This is a genomic window from Candidatus Saccharimonadia bacterium, assembly GCA_035544015.1.
Lineage (GTDB): Bacteria > Patescibacteriota > Saccharimonadia > UBA4664 > UBA4664 > UBA5169.
In genome coordinates, this window is record DATKIP010000108.1 from 1 (window position 1) to 17,446 (window position 17,446).

Here is a 17,446-nt window from a genome sequence, read left to right on the forward strand (position 1 = left end):
TGGGAACAGATTAAATACCCGAGACACCCCAAGAAACAGCTCTCTCATTACAAGCAATTCTTTGAGGCCCTGATGCGGGAGGCCTACGGTCCGCCGACGGATATGATTACGGGAGGGCTGGGGAAGTGAGGGTGGGTCAGATTTACCGCTTATGCTTATTGCAGATTCAAGATAGCAGCATAGGTTTGGGCCTGTTTTTGGCTCACCCTACCCAACAAACTCACGCCTCGATTCTTTGCCCCCATGATCAAGCGACTCAGCGCCGTGATGTCGTCCACGTCCACTTCGCGCAATTTTGCCAAGCCGGTATCGAAGTCACGCACCACTTCCTCGTCGTCATACCAATCCATGTACCACTGCAAAATGTCAGCCGCCGTTTGCGTCGAACGCGTGATGGTGCCAATGAGCAAATCCTTCGCCGCCACCAGCTCAGCTTGGGTGGTCTTGCCCGCGGCCAACTCGCCCATATGGCGCGCCATTGCCTCAAACAATGCCTCCGCGTGATCGGGCGTCACGTACCCGTTGAAGCCAAATTGGCTGTTCCCCGGCTCACTATACCCCACCGCTCCCACCCCGTAGGCCAAACCCCGCCGCCGCGCCTCCCCGAGTACCCGCGAGCCCATGCCACCCACGAGCAGCATCCGCAGCAGCGACAGAGTCGAGCGCTCATGTTCACCCAGCTCACCAAAATAAATCCCGCTGCGGTAATACAGCTGATCAATATCACGATGCGTCACCACCGGCGCAGCCGCCCCCTTGCCCACCACGTGACGCAAAGCCAGGCGCCGGCCCCGCGGCAGGCGCTCAAACATCGCCTCCAGCCGCGCCACGACCACCTCGCCTCCATCCGGAAAATGCCCCGCCACGTAAAACCGCGCATTTCGCGCCGTATGCGTGCGGCCATGATGAGCCTCGAGCGCATCAAGCGTAATTCCATCGAGCTGCCCAATCCGTTGCTCATAATCACGCCACAATCTCGGCGCCGCCTGCGCTGCCAACCGAATGCTACACACCGACATGTGCTGCGTAGTATTGCGCGTCAGCTCCTCGCGCACGTTGCTGCGCTCCGCCTCGAAAGCGGCCGGCGAAAACAACGGCTCGCACAACTGCTCTTCCAGCAAATCCAAGATACGATTCAGTTCAAATGCCGCAAATTCGTAAATATATTCGTTGGTTTCAGCGCTCGTGGAAGCATTCATATAAGCACCGTTTTTCTGCGCCGCTACGATAAACGCATTCTGCTCCGAGTGACGCCGCGTCACCGTTGCCAGCAAATGCTCCAAAATATGCGGCACCTCATACGCCTCGGGGTCGCTAAATTCAAATCCCGAGTGAAACGTCACGCGCAAATTCACCACCGCACTCCCCGGCACGTCCACGATGAGCCCTTGCGGGCCGCTCGCCAGTCGTCGTTCAAACACTCGATGTATCATAGCTTCCCCAAATGTTTGCTAATTACCCGTCACCACGCGGCGCAATAGCCGCCCAAACCAGCGCTCTGGCAGCAACCGCCGCGCCAGCGCCAGCGCCGCCGTCTGCCCCAGCGGGTAGCGCAGACGACCGCTGCGATCCTCCACCGCCCGCACAATCCCCGCCGCCACCTTGTCGGCCGACAACCCCTGGTCCGACTCGCCGCTCAGGCTCGCCTCGGTCCGGGGGCCCAGCTCGCCATTGACCCATTTGCGGCCACTCCCCCGCTGAAGTCCGCGCCAAAAACCGGTATTGACGCTGCTCGGCTCCACCAGTTTCACACGCACCTTACTCACCGCCAACTCCATGGCCAGCGACTCCAGCAGCCCCTCCAGGCCAAATTTCGAGGCCGAGTAGAGCGAATACCCAGCCAACCCGTTGCGCCCCACCAGACTCGACACACCCACGATCACCCCCGATCCCTGCCGGCGCATCAAGGGCGCCGCATGCCGAATAAGCTCAGCCGGAGCCAGAGTATTCACTCTCAGCTGTTCGTCCATCTGAGCATATTCCAGCGTGTCGATCGGACCAATCAAGCCGTACCCAGCATTACACACCAGCGCGTCGATCCGCCCGTAGGTGCGCCACGTCTTCTGTACCACTCGCTCCAAATCACGCGCGTTGAGCATATCTGCCACCTGCAAATCCACCTGGTGACCGCGCAGCGCCGCCGGCTGCATTCGCCCGCGCACTGTCCCCACCACGATCCACCCCCGCGCCGCCATCAACGCCGCCGTGGCGAGTCCGATGCCCCCCGATACGCCGGTGATGATAGCCACGGGCTTGGCCGCCTTGGTCACTCCCCTAGCTCCTGATGCACCATCGCCTTAAATTGTTCACCCCGGTCTTTATAGTCGCGGAACATGTCAAATGACGCACAGGCCGGCGACAGCAGCACCACGTCGCCCGGCTGAGCCACTGCCCGCGCCGCCGCCACAATCTCGGCCATGGAGCCGCCACCGGCCCGCGCGTCGCGGTACCCCGCCGCCTCCAGCGCCTCGCGAATTCGCCCCGCCATGGCGCCGATGAGCAGCACCGCCCGCACATTACTGCGCGTCACCACTTCACCCAACTCCTCGTACCGCGACCGCTTATCTGAGCCACCCAGTATCAGTACCTTGGGCTCATCAAACGACGCTACCGCTGCTACAGCAGTCTCCGGAGTCGTCGAGAAAGAATCATCATAATACCGCACCTGGTCGATCTCCCCTACCAGCTCCAGACGATGCTCCAAACCCTTGAATTCGCGCACCGCCCGCCGCGCCGGCCCCAAGTCATCCCCCACCACTTCCTGCGCCGCGGTAACTGCCGCACAAATATTCTCGAGATTATGCGGCCCCACGAGACCCACCTCGGTCGTGGCGCACACCACCTCGGCCCCCAGCATAATGCGCCCACCGCTCACCACCGCCCCTGGAGCTTCCAGGTACGGCACCTTGCGACCCGGCGAAAGCTGCGCAATCTGGGTCGAAAAATCATTCTTGGCGTTGTAAATCGCCACGTCACCCGCCTGCTGATGCCAAAACAAATTGCCCTTGGCTGCCACGTATTCGCGTACATCGCGGTGCCAATCCAAATGCTCCGGCGCCACCATCAAGCACACTGCAATGTGCGGGCTCACATCCAGATCCATCAGCTGAAAACTCGATAGCTCTAGCACCACCACATCGCTTGCCTTCACCTTGGCCAAAAAATCCAACGGCGACACACCGATATTACCCCCCAGCCATACCCGCTTACCCGCCGCTTCCAGAATGCGCGCTATTAGCGTGGAAGTCGTCCCCTTACCCTTGGTGCCGGTCACACCTATGATCCGCGCCGGACACTTATCAAAAAATTCCCGCACCCCCGAGGTCACCGGCGCCTTAGTCTTGATGTCACGTGGCTTGATACCCGGCGACCGCACTACCAAGTCGTAGTCGTTCAACCCTTTCAGATAATCCGGGCCCAAGACGGTCGCCACCCCAGCTGGCACCGACGCGTTGGCCGACCGATCCCGCAAGGTCACTTGCGCCGACTTCGCCAGCCAGTAGCGCACCGCCGACTGGCCCTCAACCCCGCCGCCTAGCACAGCTACCCTCATGCTCATCGCCGCTTCTTGCGTTTTTTGTTGGTCGATTTCGTAGCCGAGGCTGCCGTTACCGGCCGCGTTCGCCGCTCCTGCCGAGAGCGCCCATCTGATGGCGGCGAAATCCCGTCCATCTCCACATTCGTTGAAGCCTGCTCGGCTGCTCGAGTGAGCGCCGTTTCCACCGGCGCCTCGGCGGCTTGCGCTGTCACGCTCACCTTAAAGATCGTGGTGGCAATCTCCGCATCAAGCAGCGCCATAAATTGCTTAAACATGCGGAAACCTTCGCGCTTGTACTCCACCAGTGGATCGCGCTGACCCACGGCCCGCAACCCGATTCCCGACCGCAGGCTATCCATAGCCTCCAGATGCTCGATCCAGAGCCGATCGAGCGCATTAATGTACGTAAATCGCTCCACCATGCGCATCACCGACGGCGTAAATTGCTCGGTGCGAGCGTCATACATCTTCACGGCCTCCTCAAGCACCAAATCCGTAACCTCGGTCTCGTGCGCCCGCTCCAGGCTCTCGGCCAGCTCGGCACTCACCGGCAAAATGCTCGCCACCGCCTCGCGCAACGCCGTATGGTCGATCTCGTTCGTGCGGCTATTGGTGTGCGCCCGCAGCATCGCCGCCACTTCCGTCCGCATCATCTCGAGCATGTCGTCGCGCAGCGTCTCCGCCGCCAAGGCCTTGCGCCGCCGCGAGTAGACCGCTTCGCGGTGCTTGTTCATCACGTCATCGTATTCCACGAGTTGCTTGCGCGTGTCGAAGTTGTGACCCTCCACCTTTTTCTGCGCACTTTCCAAACTCCGACTCACCAATTTATTCTCGATCGGCGTTTCATCATCGAGGCCCAGCGTATCCATCACGCCCGCAATCCGCTCCGAGCCAAAAATGCGCATCAGGTCGTCTTCGAGCGACACATAAAATTGGCTCGATCCCGGATCACCCTGTCGCCCGCCGCGCCCGCGCAGCTGGTTGTCGATGCGCCGGCTCTCATGCCGCTCGGTGCCGAGCACGTGCAGCCCGCCCAGCTTATCCACACCCGGCTCCAGCATAATGTCGGTGCCGCGCCCCGCGATGTTGGTCGCTAGCGTCACCGCTCCCCGCCGCCCCGCCGCCGCCACGATCGCCGCCTCGGCCTCATTGTTCTTGGCGTTCAAAATCTGATGCGGCACGCCCAAATCCGTCAAATACCGCCCGAGCAGCTCATTCTTGGCAATCGATACCGTACCAATGAGTACCGGTTGGCCCTTGGCGTGCATCGCCGCCACCTCTTTGGCCACCGACCGAAACTTGCCATCCTCAGTTTTATAAATCCGGTCGGGCAAATCGCGCCGCACCATCGGCCGGTGCGTCGGAACCGTGACCACATCGAGCGCATAAATCTTGCCAAACTCCTCCGCCTCGGTCGCCGCCGTGCCCGTCATGCCCGAAAGCTTTTCGTACAGCCGGAAGTAATTTTGGAACGTCACCGTCGCCAGCGTCAGCGATTCTTGCTGAATCTGCACCTTCTCTTTAGCCTCCACCGCCTGGTGCAATCCGTCGCTCCACCGCCGTCCCGGCATCAGCCGCCCCGTAAACTCGTCCACAATAATAATTTCACCATCGCGCACCACATAATCCCGGTCGCGAAAGTACAGCGCCCGCGCCCGCACTGATTGTTCCACGTGATGCACGTCATCGATCCGACCAGCTTCGTACACATTGTCCACCCCCAGCGCCCGCTCGATCGCCTCCACGCCTTCATCGGTCAGCGACACCGCCTTGAGTTTTTCGTCGACCGTATAGTCTTTTTCGGGCGTCAGCGTCGCCGCCAAACGCGCAAATTCATAGTATTTGTCGGTAGCCTCATTAGCCGGCGCCGAAATAATTAACGGCGTGCGTGCCTCATCAATCAAAATCGAGTCTACCTCGTCTACGATCGCGTAATGCAGCGGCCGCTGCACCATTTTGGCCAGGTCATCCACCATGTTGTCGCGCAAGTAATCAAACCCAAACTCATTATTGGTGCCGTAGGTGATGTCGGCCGCATACGCCTCCCCGCGCGACACCGGCCGCAGATGGTTCAAGCGCTCGTCGCCGTGCTCATCGGAGCTGTACTCGGGATCGTACACATACGCCGTATCGTGCACGATAATGCCAGTGGTCATGCCCAGCGCCAGATACACTTGGCCCATCCAGCCGCCGTGCAAACTCGCCAAATAATCGTTGACGGTCACCACATGTACACCCTTGCCGGTCAATGCGTTCAAATACGTCGGCGCCGTAGCCACCAACGTCTTGCCTTCACCCGTCCGCATCTCGGCGATTTTGCCTTTGTGAAGGACAATTCCACCCACAAATTGAACGTCAAAATGGCGCATGCCCACCACCCGGCTAGCCGCTTCGCGCACCACCGCAAACGCCTCGGGCAGCAAGCCATCAAGCGACTCACCACCGGCCAGGCGCTCCTTAAATTCGGTCGTCTTGGCGCGCAGTTGCTCATCCGAGAGCTTCTTTAAGCCCTCTTCTTCGGCATTTACGCGCTCCACCAAGACCCGCGCTCGCTTCACTTCGCGAACGTTGGGGTCACCCAGCAATTTCGTAATCAGTTTATAAGCCATAGTTCAATAACAAAGGCCGTTTGAGCGGCCCGCTCCCGCTAGTTTACCATCAGATACGCCGCGACGCGAGAAGCCCCGCCGCCTTAAGCCGTGTCCGGCTCAGGGGCCTCCGTCTCGTCCACCGCCGGCGCCGACCGCCGGCCCAGCCACTTGGGCACCATGCGGGCGCGACGCGGCTCCAAGGTGTGCTTGTCTTTGTATTTCGCCAGTTGTGCGCGCAGCTTAGCTTCTACGATGTCCACCGCCGCGTACACATTTACCGTGCCCTCGCGGCTCACCAATTGGACCCCTCGCACGCTCAGCACGGCCTCGCACACATACCGGTTGTCCTCGCGACCGCTCGGATCATCCTCGAGTATCACCGCGCAACTCGCCGTCTCACGGACCTGCCGCGGCAAATATTTCTCGAGACCGCCGATTTTATCATCGATGTAGGCCCGCATTTTGTCGTCCACCTCAAAATTTCGTCCAGTCAGTTCGCACTTCATCATAGGAACTCCCTCCCGTAATACTTCACCAAGGCCTTCGGTACCTTCACGCTACCATCCTCCTGCTGATAGTTCTCAATGATCGCAATAAGCGGCCGCATCGACAACGCCGTGGCGTCATTCGAATGAGCCAGCTCCACTGCACCGCCGGTCCGTCGCACCCGCAGCTGCAACCGCCGCGTCTGATAATCGGTCATATAATCCGCCGTGTGGGTTTCGCGGTATTTACCCTGACCCGGCAACCACGTATCAATATCCACCCCCCTCGCGTTGGGCTTCCCGATGTCAGCCGTACATTTCATAATTACCTGATACGGCAGCTCCAACTGACTCACCAAATACTCCTGGATTGCAATCATAAACAAGTGCTCATCAAGCGACGTTTCGGCCGTCGTGATGCTCTCAAGCTCCAACTTGTCAAACTGGTGCATGCGCAAAATGCCCTCCATATCCTTGCCGTACGTCCCCGCCTCCTTGCGAAAACTCGTCGCATACCCGGCGTAGCGTACGGGCAAATCGGCCTCTGGCAAAATCTCGCCGGCATGCATCGAGCCCAACACATGCTCCGCACTGCCCTGCAGCCACAATTCTTCACCCTCAATCTTGTAGCGGTCATCGCGCGGCTCCAGCCGGTCCATGGCCTCGTACGGCTCAGTGCGAATCATGAGCGGCGGCAGCACCGGCACAAACGGCTTGGTACTCACCTTGCCCGCCAGCCCCGCATCGGCCGCAATGCGCTCAAGCACCGCCTCATCGGTCAAAACATCGAGTGCAAAATTAATCAACGCCAGATGCAACCGCACCAAATCACCCTTGAGGTAGGCAAACCGCGAACCTGCCACTTTGGCCGCCCGCTCCTTGTCGATCCAACCCTTGGCTTCACCGATCTGCCAGTGATTCTTGGGCTCAAAGGCAAACTGCGTCGGCTCCCCCACCGTCTTCGCGACCACATTTTCGTCTTCGGTTTTGCCCACTGGCACATCCGCCGCCGGCAGATTGGGCACCTGCTTAAGTAACGCCAGATACTCGGCGTCAACCTTCACAAATTCGCCTTCGAGCTTAGCCAGAGCCGCCTTGAGCTTCTTGCCAGCCTCAATCTGCTCCGCGGTCGGTTTGCCCTTTTTAAGCCCGCCCGAAAGCTCATTGCGTTCTTGACGCTGTTGCTCCGTCTGCGTGGTCAACTCCCGCCGCCGAGTATCAAGCTCCAAAATCCGGTCGATATCCGCCGACGAGATCGCAGCGTTCTTGTGTTTGGCAGCTGCTTTCACGACCTCTGGCTGCTCCCGCAGCACCCGAATATCTATCATGTGGCCTCCAGTTGTAGGCTAATTATACGTCCGCCGGCCACGCGCCACAAACGTGAGCACTTAGCCCTGCAGCCGCAGCCGCCGCAGCAAAAAATCCCGATCTAGCGAGGCCAAAAACCACCCTGCCTTCGGACCCGAATCCTTGCCCAGCAGCACCCGATACAGCGTCACGAAGGCCTGCCCCGGCTTGATCCCGGCCACCTCGGCCGCCGCATACACCGCATCGTGCATACCCTGGCCATTCAGATCGTCCTCTGCCTCAATCGTACCCGCCAGGTGCTGCAAAAATTTCCGCTGTTCGTCACCGAGCTCTACCGTCGGCAGCTCGGTCTGCACCGCAAACTTCACGCTCTCGGGAGCGTATTTAGCCAGCCAGGTTTTCACAAACCCCAGCTCCCGCTCGATCACCGACCATTGCTCGGCCACCGCGTACCCCGTGCGCTCCAAAATTTCGCGCACCGTCGCCGCATCCTCGCGCGCCGCCTGGTACACCGCCACCAAATGGCTAAACGGCACCTGCGAGATTCCCGCCTCGCCCCCCGCCGCATGAGCATAGGCCATCGCGGTCGTCGGCGCCTCAGACTGCGCCTTGGAATAATCATCAATGAGGCTATACAGCCCCAAGCCCGAATCAAACGTGAGCGTCCGCGACGGCCGCGCCGAAATCACAAAATAACGCAAAATCTCCGGCGGCATCACATCGAGCGCATCCTGGGGCGTCAACACATTACCCACCGATTTGCTCATTTTCTTCGTGTCACCCAACGGATTAATAAACTCATAGGGCACCGGATACGGCGCCTCGCCGCCAAAAATCTTCTCTACCAGCACCGCCCCCGTATCATACGAACCACCCTTGGTGGCATGATCACGCCCAAACGGCTCCACATTCACCCCCCACTTCGCCCACCGCGCCGGCCAATCAAGCCGCCAGTCCAGCTTCACCCGGCCGCCGCCAACCGCCACTGTACCCGTATTGCCTTCACGATCACGCCACGTCACCTCATGGGTGGCGCTGTTCCAACCCGCAAATTTGCGCGTCCGCAAGCTATTATCGTCGTCCAAAATTTGCACCGGCGCCCAGTGCTCATCAAGCTGGCGCCCACCAACATCGACCAAAATCTGCCGCACACTATCCATCTCATCGAGCGCCTTGACGATCTCATGCGCAAACAAACCATGCGGGTAGGTATCGTGCCCGTACACTGTCTCGTCCGGCATCGCGCCGAGCGCCATCAACCCGTCGTGGAGCTGGCTCACAAAATGCGCCGCGTAGCTCTCATGGCAATCAAACGGATCCGGCACCACCGCCACCGGCTGCCCCACGTACCGCTTCCATTCTTCCGGCACAAATTGCGGCACCTTGCGAAACGCGTCAAAATCATCCACGAAGTCCAAATGCCGCGCCTGACGACCCGCTCGCCGCAGCGCCCAGGTGATGGCATTGGCCGTCATCACCTCACGCAACGTACCCACATGATACGTCCCCGACGGCGAGTGTCCGCTCGACACCACCAGCATGCCTTCGGGATGCGCCTGAGTCACCTTCTCGACCAGTTGGTCGAGCCAATCTTGAGCAGCAGCTTCCGGCATTAGGAAATCTTCTTGATCCGGTACACAATCGTGCCCGAGGGAACCTCCACTGATACTTCGTCCCCCGATTTGCGGCCCAGCAGTGCCTTGCCGATCGGCGACTGATCCGAGATGTAACCCTTGTCGGGGTTGGCCTCAGTGGAGCCCACAATCACATACTCCTGCTCACCCTCTTCCAGCTCCACATGCACCTTCGAACCCAGCGACACCGAAGCGTTGCCTTTGTTGGCGATCACCACCGCGTGCTTCAAGATGTGCTCAATTTCGGCAATCCGACCCTCTACGAAACTCTGTTCGTCACGAGCCGCATCGTACATCGCGTTTTCGCTCAAATCGCCGTCAGCCTTGGCCTCTTTGAGTCGGTCCGCAATCTCGCCGCGCTTGGCCGTCGTCAGCTGCAGGAGCTCATCCTTGAGCGCCTGGAGACCTTGCGCGGTCAAATAAAATTCGTTTTTCGTTGCAGTCATAATATCCACTCCTTCTCGTCGCTAGCAGCTCACAAAAAGTGAAAAAAATCCCCGGGGTCAGCCCCGAGCTCCATGGTCTACTACGATAAGATTTAGTTCTTATGAGAATTCGTTTATTTTGTTACCCTATGTTCGCTCAAGCCCCGGCCATCGTCAAGTCCGAAGTCGGCCCACGGTGTGGATAACCGCTAGTGTTTCGCTCCTGCTCCCTGGGTAAAGTACCATTGCAGCGTTTCACGCGTAGCCGGAACGGCGTATTCGGCTCCCTCTCCCGATTTTTCCAGCAGCACCACCGTCACAATCTGGGGATCGTCATAGGGCGCAAACGCCTCAAACCACGAGTGCGGCGGCACGTTATTGGTCGGGTCTGTTTCGGCCGAACCCGTCTTGCCCGCCACCGCCACTGGCACATCGCGGTCCATAAAACAGCAAGCCGTACCCTTGGTCACCGTCTGCCGCATCCCCTGCCGCACCAAATTTAAATTTTGCGCCGAAATGAAATCTTTGCGAATCACTTCGGGCTTCACCGTACTCACCGTCTTGCCCGCCCCATCCTTGATCTCACTCACAAAATGCGGCACGAGCAACGATCCCCCGTTCGCAATCGCCGCCACCGCCGACGCCATTTGCAACGGCGACGTCAAAATATCACCCTGGCCCACCGCGATGTTGTAGGTGTCACCCGTGTACCACGGCAGCCCCGAGAATTTTTTCTTCCAATCCGGCGTCGGCACGCGACCGGCCGTTTCCCCCGGAATATCCACCCCCGTCTGCGCTCCCAGCCCAAAGAGCTGGTAATAATGCGTCAGCTTGTCGACTCCCAGATAATGAGTAAAATTGGTAAACCCACCCGCAATCGTATAAAAATAAATATCCGAAGACATCGCGATCGCCGAAAACAAATTCATGACCCCCAGCCCCGTATGCTCCCAACCTTTATAGATGTAATGGATGGTTTTGTCATACGGGTTCACCACATCGAGCTGCCCCGTATCGTCCACCGTCGTGTTAGGCGTTATAATGCCCTCTTGCAACGCCGCCGAAGCCCCCAGCGGCTTAATAATCGAGCCTGATGCATAGGCTCCCGACACTACCTTGTTAAACAATGGTTGCGCCGGATCGTTTTTGAGCTTGTCATAATCAGCCACCGAAATACCGCGGCTAAAGAGATTATTGTCATAACTCGGCAGCGACACCGCCGCCAGCACCTCGCCCGTCTTGGGATTAATAGCCACCCCCGACGCCCGCTTCGCGCCCGCTAGCGTCATTTGCTTGCCGATCGCCTCCGCAAATTTGCGCTCCAGCGCCATGTCGACCGACAGCACCAAATTATTACCAGGCACCGCCTCACGACTAGCCAGCACCCGGATCGGGCGACCGAGCGCGTCTACTTCGGTGCGCTCACCGCCGTTCGTACCGCGCAGCTGACCCTCGTAGCGCTTCTCGAGCCCGAGCTTACCGATCAGGTCGGTGGGGCCATAGCCGGGATCTGCCACCACCTCATCGCTATTTACCCGGCCGGTATAGCCCAAAAACACCGATAGCAGATTGTCGTCGCTATACTCGCGGATCGGGTTCACATCGAGCGCAAACCCCGGCAAGGTGGTTGAGGATTGCTCCACGAGCAAAGCCGCGTCGCGGGGCACGCCGCTGCTCACAAGCTCCGCCACCGGACTGCGCATACACGCCGGGTCGTGATTCTTGCACACCGCCTCAGTCTTGGCCTGTACGTCGGCGGCACTCATGCCAATCATCGCGCCTATGCGTGCGTACTCCGCCTGGCGAGCCGCTGCGTCATCCGGCAGCAGCTGCGGCACCACCGTCACATCGTAGCTGGCCTGATTGCGCGCCAGCACCACACCCGCCCGATCGTAGATCATGCCGCGCGGCGCCCGCGCCACCCGCTCACGAATCCGGTTGCCATTGGCCAGCGCCAGGTTAGCATTGCCGGCCAACACCTGGAGGCTAAACAGCCGCAAACCCAAGATCGCAATCGCCACCAGCCCCACCAGTCCAAACACCATCAGCGGCCGTCGGCTGGTAGCCCCCTCGGGAGCTTCCATCTGCACATCGGCCGGCAAAATCGCCTCGCTCCACTCCTCGTGGCGCGAAATGTTGCGGCTCAGACGCAAACCTTCGCGTCCCGCTCCCCCCTCCAAAAAACCAAATATCGACTTGCGCACCTAGCCCCCCGACTCAGCCTGCCGCTCACCGCCCACCAGCATTCGCACCACCGGGCGCAGCAGTATCGTTAAGGTCAAGTTTATCACAAGCTCCACCACCAATCGGCCGCCCCAGGTCCCGAGCGACCAATGCCCCGTTCCCCGCGCCAAGCCGATCCAAATCACGAGCGCAATCAGTATCGTTCCCATACCCACCATCACCAGCGCTACCGGCACCTGCTCCAGCTCAATACCTGCCCGATGCAACATGCCGCTCGCCAGCGCCACCAGCATAAATATTCCCGTCCATAAGCCAAAATTTGCCCCACTCGCTAAATCCAGAATCACCCCGCCCAACACTGCCAACGCCAGCGCCTCGCTCGTCACTACCTGCAGCGCCACCAATGTCAGCCCCACCAGAGCCAGATTCGGCACCACTCCGAGCGGCCGCAAAGCCGGCAAGATACTTAGCTGCAACACCACCGCCAGCCCCACCAAGCCAATCGCCCACAGCCGCCTCATAGGCCAAGCACCACGTACACAAAGCGCAAACCAGTCACCCGAAACTCCGTTTCCACCGCCGCCGACTGAAATACCACATTCGACCGCGTATTTATCGACTGCACCTTGCCAATCAAAATCCCTGGCGGAATTTGCCCGCCCAGCCCGGCGGTGGTCACGCTATCACCCGGCTTGATAGTATCCGTCTGGCCAATCTCGTCGAGCACCAAGCCGTTCCCCAGTTGACCACGCAAAATCCCCGTGGCGCTGGTATCCTGATCTTTGGCCGCCAGCTTAAATTCCGGATCGGTCACGAGCATGATCCGCGCAGTAGTGGCCTGCACATCCGCAATGGTCCCGATGAGCACCCCCTGCGAAGTCACCGCCATGCCCACCGCCACCCCCGCCTGCGCGCCCTTGTTGATCGTCACAAACTGACGGTACGAATCAGGCGCAAACAGCACCACTTCGGCCGCCGCCTGACGAGGCGCGCCCGCCACCTCCAAGCCCAACTGCTTACGCAGCAGTTCGTTATCACTCCGCGTCTCGGCGTCGTCCGCCAACCGCTTGCGCAAATCAGCGTTTTCGTGCTCCAGCCGCGTATTGTCGCGCGCCAGCGAGCTCACGCGCGACAGATTGGCCACAGCCTCACTCGCCGTCGCACCCGCCGCGCTAAAGCCCCGCGCCACCGGCGCAATCGTGTGGTCAAACACCCATCGCAGCGGCCCAATCCGGTCGGTTACACCGCCAATCACGAGCAGCGCGCCCAACCCCGCCACGATAATTATTCGCCGGTTTGCCCTCGATCTGTTCATTACGACCGCGGAATCTTACCGTATTGCGTCGGCACCAGCACTTCTTTGAGCGCATCGATGTCTTCGAGCACCAGGCCCGTCCCCCGCGCCACGGCGGTGAGCGGATCCTCCGCCACGTGCACGGGCATCTTGGTCTCGCGCTGCAGCGTAGTATCGAGCCCCTTGAGCAACGCGCCGCCGCCGGCCAAAATAATTCCTCGGTCCATGATGTCGGCCACCAGCTCCGGCGGCGTCTCCTCGATCGTAATCTTCACCGCCTCCACAATCTCGCGCACGCTACGGCTCAGCGCCGCCCGCACCTGCTCGGGTGTCACCATGATCTCTTTGGGTAGTCCCGTCACCAGATCACGCCCCCGCATCGGCATGGGCCCCAGCCCGTCCACCTCCCCCGCCGAGCCGATCGCAATCTTAATATTTTCGGCCGTGCGCTCACCAATCTGCAGGCTAAACTGCTCCCGGGCGTACTGAATAATATCGTCACTGAGTTCATCACCAGCAATTCTAAGACTTCGCGAAGCCACAATTCCCCCTAATGAAATAATTGCCACCTCTGTCGTGCCCCCGCCGATGTCCACAATCATGCTCCCGGCCGCATCCTGAATCGGCAGCCGACTCCCAATCGCCGCCGCCATCGGCTCCTCGATCAAAAACGTCTGCCGCGCCCCCGCATTCGTAGCCGCATCTTCCACCGCCCGCTTCTCCACCTCGGTCACCCCACTCGGAATCCCCACCACCACCCGCGGCCGCGGAAAAATCGCGTACGTTTCTTTATGCACCTTATTAATGAAATATTTGAGCATTTGCTCCGTCACCTCAAAGTCGCTCACCACCCCGTCCACCAACGGCCGCGTCGCCACAATGCTCGCCGGCGTCTTGCCCACCATTTTTTTGGCCTCATCGCCAATCGCCAGCACCTGCTTGGTCTTCACATTCACCGCCACCACGCTCGGCTCATTGATCACGATCCCCTTCCCGCGCACATACACGAGCGTATTGGCCGTGCCGAGATCGATACCGATATCATGCGACAGCAAACCCAGGAGGCGATTAATCATCGTTGGGGCACTTTCATCTCTTACCAGTCTACAGTTGCTATCTGACGCGGGCAACCCGCGGACGCTAGCTTTGCCGGTCCATAAACAATCTTCCCGAGTCCCAATTTTGACAAAAATACAATTTATGCTATAATATCAATCATCTATCGCACTACGAGAGGAGGGCTCGGCATGCTATGGATGTCCGGCACGGTTCGATTAGCCTAGGGCTCCGGCCCTAAAGCTTTACACCCGTGCATCATCAGAGTACGACATCGTCGTCTCTCTCGAGCGTACGGGTGACAACCCCGTACCAACGAGCGTCCCGATACGTGGAAGGGACGAAGGAGGCTTCGATGAGCAACGACCGCACCACCGCGCAGTCCGACATCATGGAGGGCTACATCGACCACTACGACCCCGAGAAGAACTTCGGGTTCGCGTGCGTCGGCCGCCAGCGCGTCTTCTTCCACCTCAGCGCCCAGCGCGAGGTGGAGGGCACGCCGGAGGAGCCGATCTTCACCAACCGGCCCAGCACCGAACCACCCAGCTGGTACAAGCGCATGCGCGAACCCACGCGCATCATCATGCGCCTCACCGAGAGCCCCAAGGGGCTCAAGGCGCAGGTCTGGGGCATCCGCCCCAAGCGCACCTGGCTGGAGAACCTCGTTCACTACCGCACCCTCACCGGGTACGACGGTTTCGAGGTTGAGCTGCGGTATAGCCGCAATGGCTACCGCAGCCAGGCCCACCGCAAGGTGCTCGGCCGGCTCACCGCCGAGCCGGAGCTGGTGCTCCACGACGCGGAAAACGCGACGCTCACGATCCAGTTCGACCAATATCGGGATCATTACTCCGAGCCGGTCGAGCGCAGTGTACGCCACAGCTTCAAGCTGCGCCGGTACGACGCCCACCCCTACGGCGACGACCTGCCTCATGGGCGCTACGTGGTGGACGTGCCCGAAGGCGCCGGCGAGTGCGTGAGCATCGTGTTCTCCCCGCACTGGATCGGTTCCACCCCCTGAGGCGCTCACCACAGCGTCCCAGCCCACGGCCGGCAGGCCCCTCTTCGGAGGGCCTGCCGGCCGTATCGCGTTTTAGATCATCATCCCTCAAAAACGAAAACGCGGCCTGGAGTATAACTCCAAACCGCTCGGTGGGGCAGGCGGCATTCCTGCCCGCCCCACCGTTGAAACCGTCTTGTCGACCTACCGCAAGCGACTCGCCTGCAGCAGCTCCGCCACCAGAAACGCCAGCTCCAGGGCCTGCGAAGCATTGAGCCGGGGATCGCACAGCGTTTCGTAGCGCCGCCCGAGATGATCCGGCAGGATGGGGTCGCCTCCACCGAGGCATTCGGTGACGTTTTCGGGCGTCATCTCTACATGTACGCCACCCGGCCAAGCGCCCTCGGCACCACACACCGCGAAGAATTGCCGCACCTCCAGGATGATCCGCTCGAACCGACGCGTCTTGATCCCCTGGACCTTCTCGCCGTTGCCATGCATGGGGTCGCTGACCCACACCACCTTACGGCCGGCCCGCGCAACCGCGCGCACCAGCGCCGGCAGCACCTGGAGTATCTTGTCCGCACCCATGCGGACGATGAGCGTCAACCTTCCTTCGATATTGTCGGGGTTGAGGACCTCACACAGCGCGAGCAGTTCATGCTCCGTCATGGTCGGACCGACCTTCAAGCCAATCGGACCCGTGGTCTGGGCATAGAAGGCTACGTGAGCGCCATCGAGCTGACGCGTCCGCTCACCGATCCAGTGAAAATGCGCCGACAAGTCGTGCACCTGGCCGGTGTCCGAATCCCGCCGCAAGAACGGCGCCTCGGCGTCGAGCACCAACCCTTCGTGCCCCACATAGAACGCTGCCTCGATGAGTCGCGCATCTTTGTCCGGATTCGTCCCGCAAGCGGCCATGAAAGCCAACGCGCGGTCGATTTCCCGAGCCATTTGTTCGTAGCGCTGACCCGCCGGACTGTCCTGCACGAACGCAGCATTCCAGCGATGAAGTTGGCGAAGGCTGGCGAACCCGCCCACCGTCAGCGTACGGATGAGATTGAGCGTCGCCAGCGAGTCGTTGTACGCCTGGAGCAGTCGCTCCGGATCGGGCGTCCGCGCCTCGACCGTGAACTCCGGTCCGTTAACGTTGACACCCCGAAACGAGGGCAGCGTAACGCTGCCGCGCGTTTCCGTCACGTCGCTACGCGGTTTGCCGTATTGCCCGGCAATACGCCCCACCCGCGTCACCGGCAGTCCCCCGCCGAACATCATGACGACATTCATCTGGAGAAGCAGCCGCAGTAGGCCCCGCTTCGATGCCTCTGACGCCCCGAAAATCTCCGCGCAGTCGCCGCCCTGAAGCAGGAAGCGCTCGCCGCGGCAAACTTCGCCGAGTCGGTCGAGCAATGTTAGCTGCTCGAGCCCCGAAACCAGCGGCAGCCGGTCGGCCAAATCCGCCTGCACCCACCCCAAGCGCACCAGATCGGGCCAGCTCGGTCGCTGAGCAGCCGGTCGGCCGCGCCAGTCCTGTCTGATATCGGTCATGGTACTGGTCACCGAAGTTCCTCCTTGGAACATGGTCGGTTTGGCGAGTAATGAGAATATAGTCGTTCAAGGTACTGCGGGGCAAAGAAAAAACCTGCCCCGGGGGCAGGTCTTAAGGGTTTACTCGCTTAAAATCTAGCCTCGGGGAAGGTTATCCGTAAAAAAATACCAGGCATAGAAGTTGGGCGAAAGCAATTTCATATTTAACCGATAGTTTGGCGGTCAGCCGCCCAAAAGTCAACTCGTAACCCAATTTTGACCACACCGCTCCCATCATGCTAGGCTAAGCCCATGACGTTCAATTCCACCACTTGTTGTTGTTTCTAGCGCGCGAGATGGAATTAACAGTGCCAACAACCCCTCGCCGCACCCTCCCCTCC

Annotated in this window: 14 protein-coding genes; 1 reads left to right on the forward strand and 13 read right to left on the reverse strand. The window is 60.1% G+C overall.

Annotated features, from left to right (window positions below):
• Positions 1-155: 155 nt before the first annotated feature.
• The 12 genes from VMT30_08930 to VMT30_08985 all read right to left on the reverse strand — a co-directional run bounded on the left by VMT30_08930 (position 156) and on the right by VMT30_08985 (position 14,535).
• The gene (locus VMT30_08930) at positions 156-1,421 is read right to left on the reverse strand and encodes an insulinase family protein (GenBank protein HVQ45052.1); all 1,266 of its coding nucleotides are present in this window, start codon (positions 1,419-1,421) and stop codon (positions 156-158) included.
• 30 nt (positions 1,422-1,451) lie between these two features.
• Positions 1,452-2,270 (reverse strand): SDR family NAD(P)-dependent oxidoreductase, encoded by an 819-nt coding sequence (locus VMT30_08935; GenBank protein HVQ45053.1) that lies wholly within the window; start codon positions 2,268-2,270, stop codon positions 1,452-1,454.
• Complete coding sequence (gene murD, locus VMT30_08940; GenBank protein HVQ45054.1) at positions 2,267-3,559, reverse strand: UDP-N-acetylmuramoyl-L-alanine--D-glutamate ligase; 1,293 nt, start codon at positions 3,557-3,559, stop codon at positions 2,267-2,269. The genes VMT30_08935 and murD overlap by 4 nt, the downstream gene beginning before the upstream one ends.
• Entirely contained in the window at positions 3,556-6,147 is a 2,592-nt protein-coding gene (secA, locus tag VMT30_08945) for a preprotein translocase subunit SecA (GenBank protein HVQ45055.1), read from the reverse strand. The genes murD and secA overlap by 4 nt, the downstream gene beginning before the upstream one ends.
• A gap of 83 nt (positions 6,148-6,230) precedes the next feature.
• Positions 6,231-6,638 (reverse strand): ribosome-associated translation inhibitor RaiA, encoded by a 408-nt coding sequence (gene raiA / locus VMT30_08950; protein HVQ45056.1) that lies wholly within the window; start codon positions 6,636-6,638, stop codon positions 6,231-6,233.
• The gene (serS, locus tag VMT30_08955) at positions 6,635-7,942 is read right to left on the reverse strand and encodes a serine--tRNA ligase (GenBank protein ID HVQ45057.1); all 1,308 of its coding nucleotides are present in this window, start codon (positions 7,940-7,942) and stop codon (positions 6,635-6,637) included. The genes raiA and serS overlap by 4 nt, the downstream gene beginning before the upstream one ends.
• A gap of 60 nt (positions 7,943-8,002) precedes the next feature.
• Positions 8,003-9,535 carry a lysine--tRNA ligase gene (lysS, locus tag VMT30_08960; GenBank protein HVQ45058.1) on the reverse strand — a complete coding sequence of 511 codons (1,533 nt, stop codon included), beginning with the start codon at positions 9,533-9,535 and terminating at the stop codon, positions 8,003-8,005.
• Positions 9,535-10,002 (reverse strand): transcription elongation factor GreA, encoded by a 468-nt coding sequence (greA, locus tag VMT30_08965; protein HVQ45059.1) that lies wholly within the window; start codon positions 10,000-10,002, stop codon positions 9,535-9,537. The genes lysS and greA overlap by 1 nt, the downstream gene beginning before the upstream one ends.
• Positions 10,003-10,190: 188 nt before the next feature.
• Positions 10,191-12,185, reverse strand: coding sequence for a penicillin-binding protein 2 (gene mrdA / locus VMT30_08970; protein ID HVQ45060.1), 1,995 nt, complete (start codon positions 12,183-12,185; stop codon positions 10,191-10,193).
• On the reverse strand, positions 12,186-12,686 hold the full coding sequence (locus VMT30_08975) for a hypothetical protein (GenBank protein HVQ45061.1): 501 nt from the start codon (positions 12,684-12,686) through the stop codon (positions 12,186-12,188).
• Positions 12,683-13,480: a rod shape-determining protein MreC gene (gene mreC / locus VMT30_08980; GenBank protein ID HVQ45062.1), complete on the reverse strand. Its 798-nt coding sequence runs from the start codon at positions 13,478-13,480 to the stop codon at positions 12,683-12,685. Before mreC ends, VMT30_08975 begins: the two co-directional genes overlap by 4 nt.
• Positions 13,480-14,535: a rod shape-determining protein gene (locus VMT30_08985; protein ID HVQ45063.1), complete on the reverse strand. Its 1,056-nt coding sequence runs from the start codon at positions 14,533-14,535 to the stop codon at positions 13,480-13,482. The genes mreC and VMT30_08985 overlap by 1 nt, the downstream gene beginning before the upstream one ends.
• A gap of 335 nt (positions 14,536-14,870) precedes the next feature.
• Here VMT30_08985 and VMT30_08990 point away from each other — a divergent pair, with 335 nt between their 5' ends.
• On the forward strand, positions 14,871-15,539 hold the full coding sequence (locus VMT30_08990; protein HVQ45064.1) for a hypothetical protein: 669 nt from the start codon (positions 14,871-14,873) through the stop codon (positions 15,537-15,539).
• Positions 15,540-15,722: 183 nt separating this feature from the next.
• Here the strand turns inward: VMT30_08990 and VMT30_08995 are convergent, their stop codons facing one another.
• The gene (locus VMT30_08995) at positions 15,723-17,066 is read right to left on the reverse strand and encodes a 3-deoxy-7-phosphoheptulonate synthase class II (protein HVQ45065.1); all 1,344 of its coding nucleotides are present in this window, start codon (positions 17,064-17,066) and stop codon (positions 15,723-15,725) included.
• Positions 17,067-17,446 lie beyond the last annotated feature (380 nt).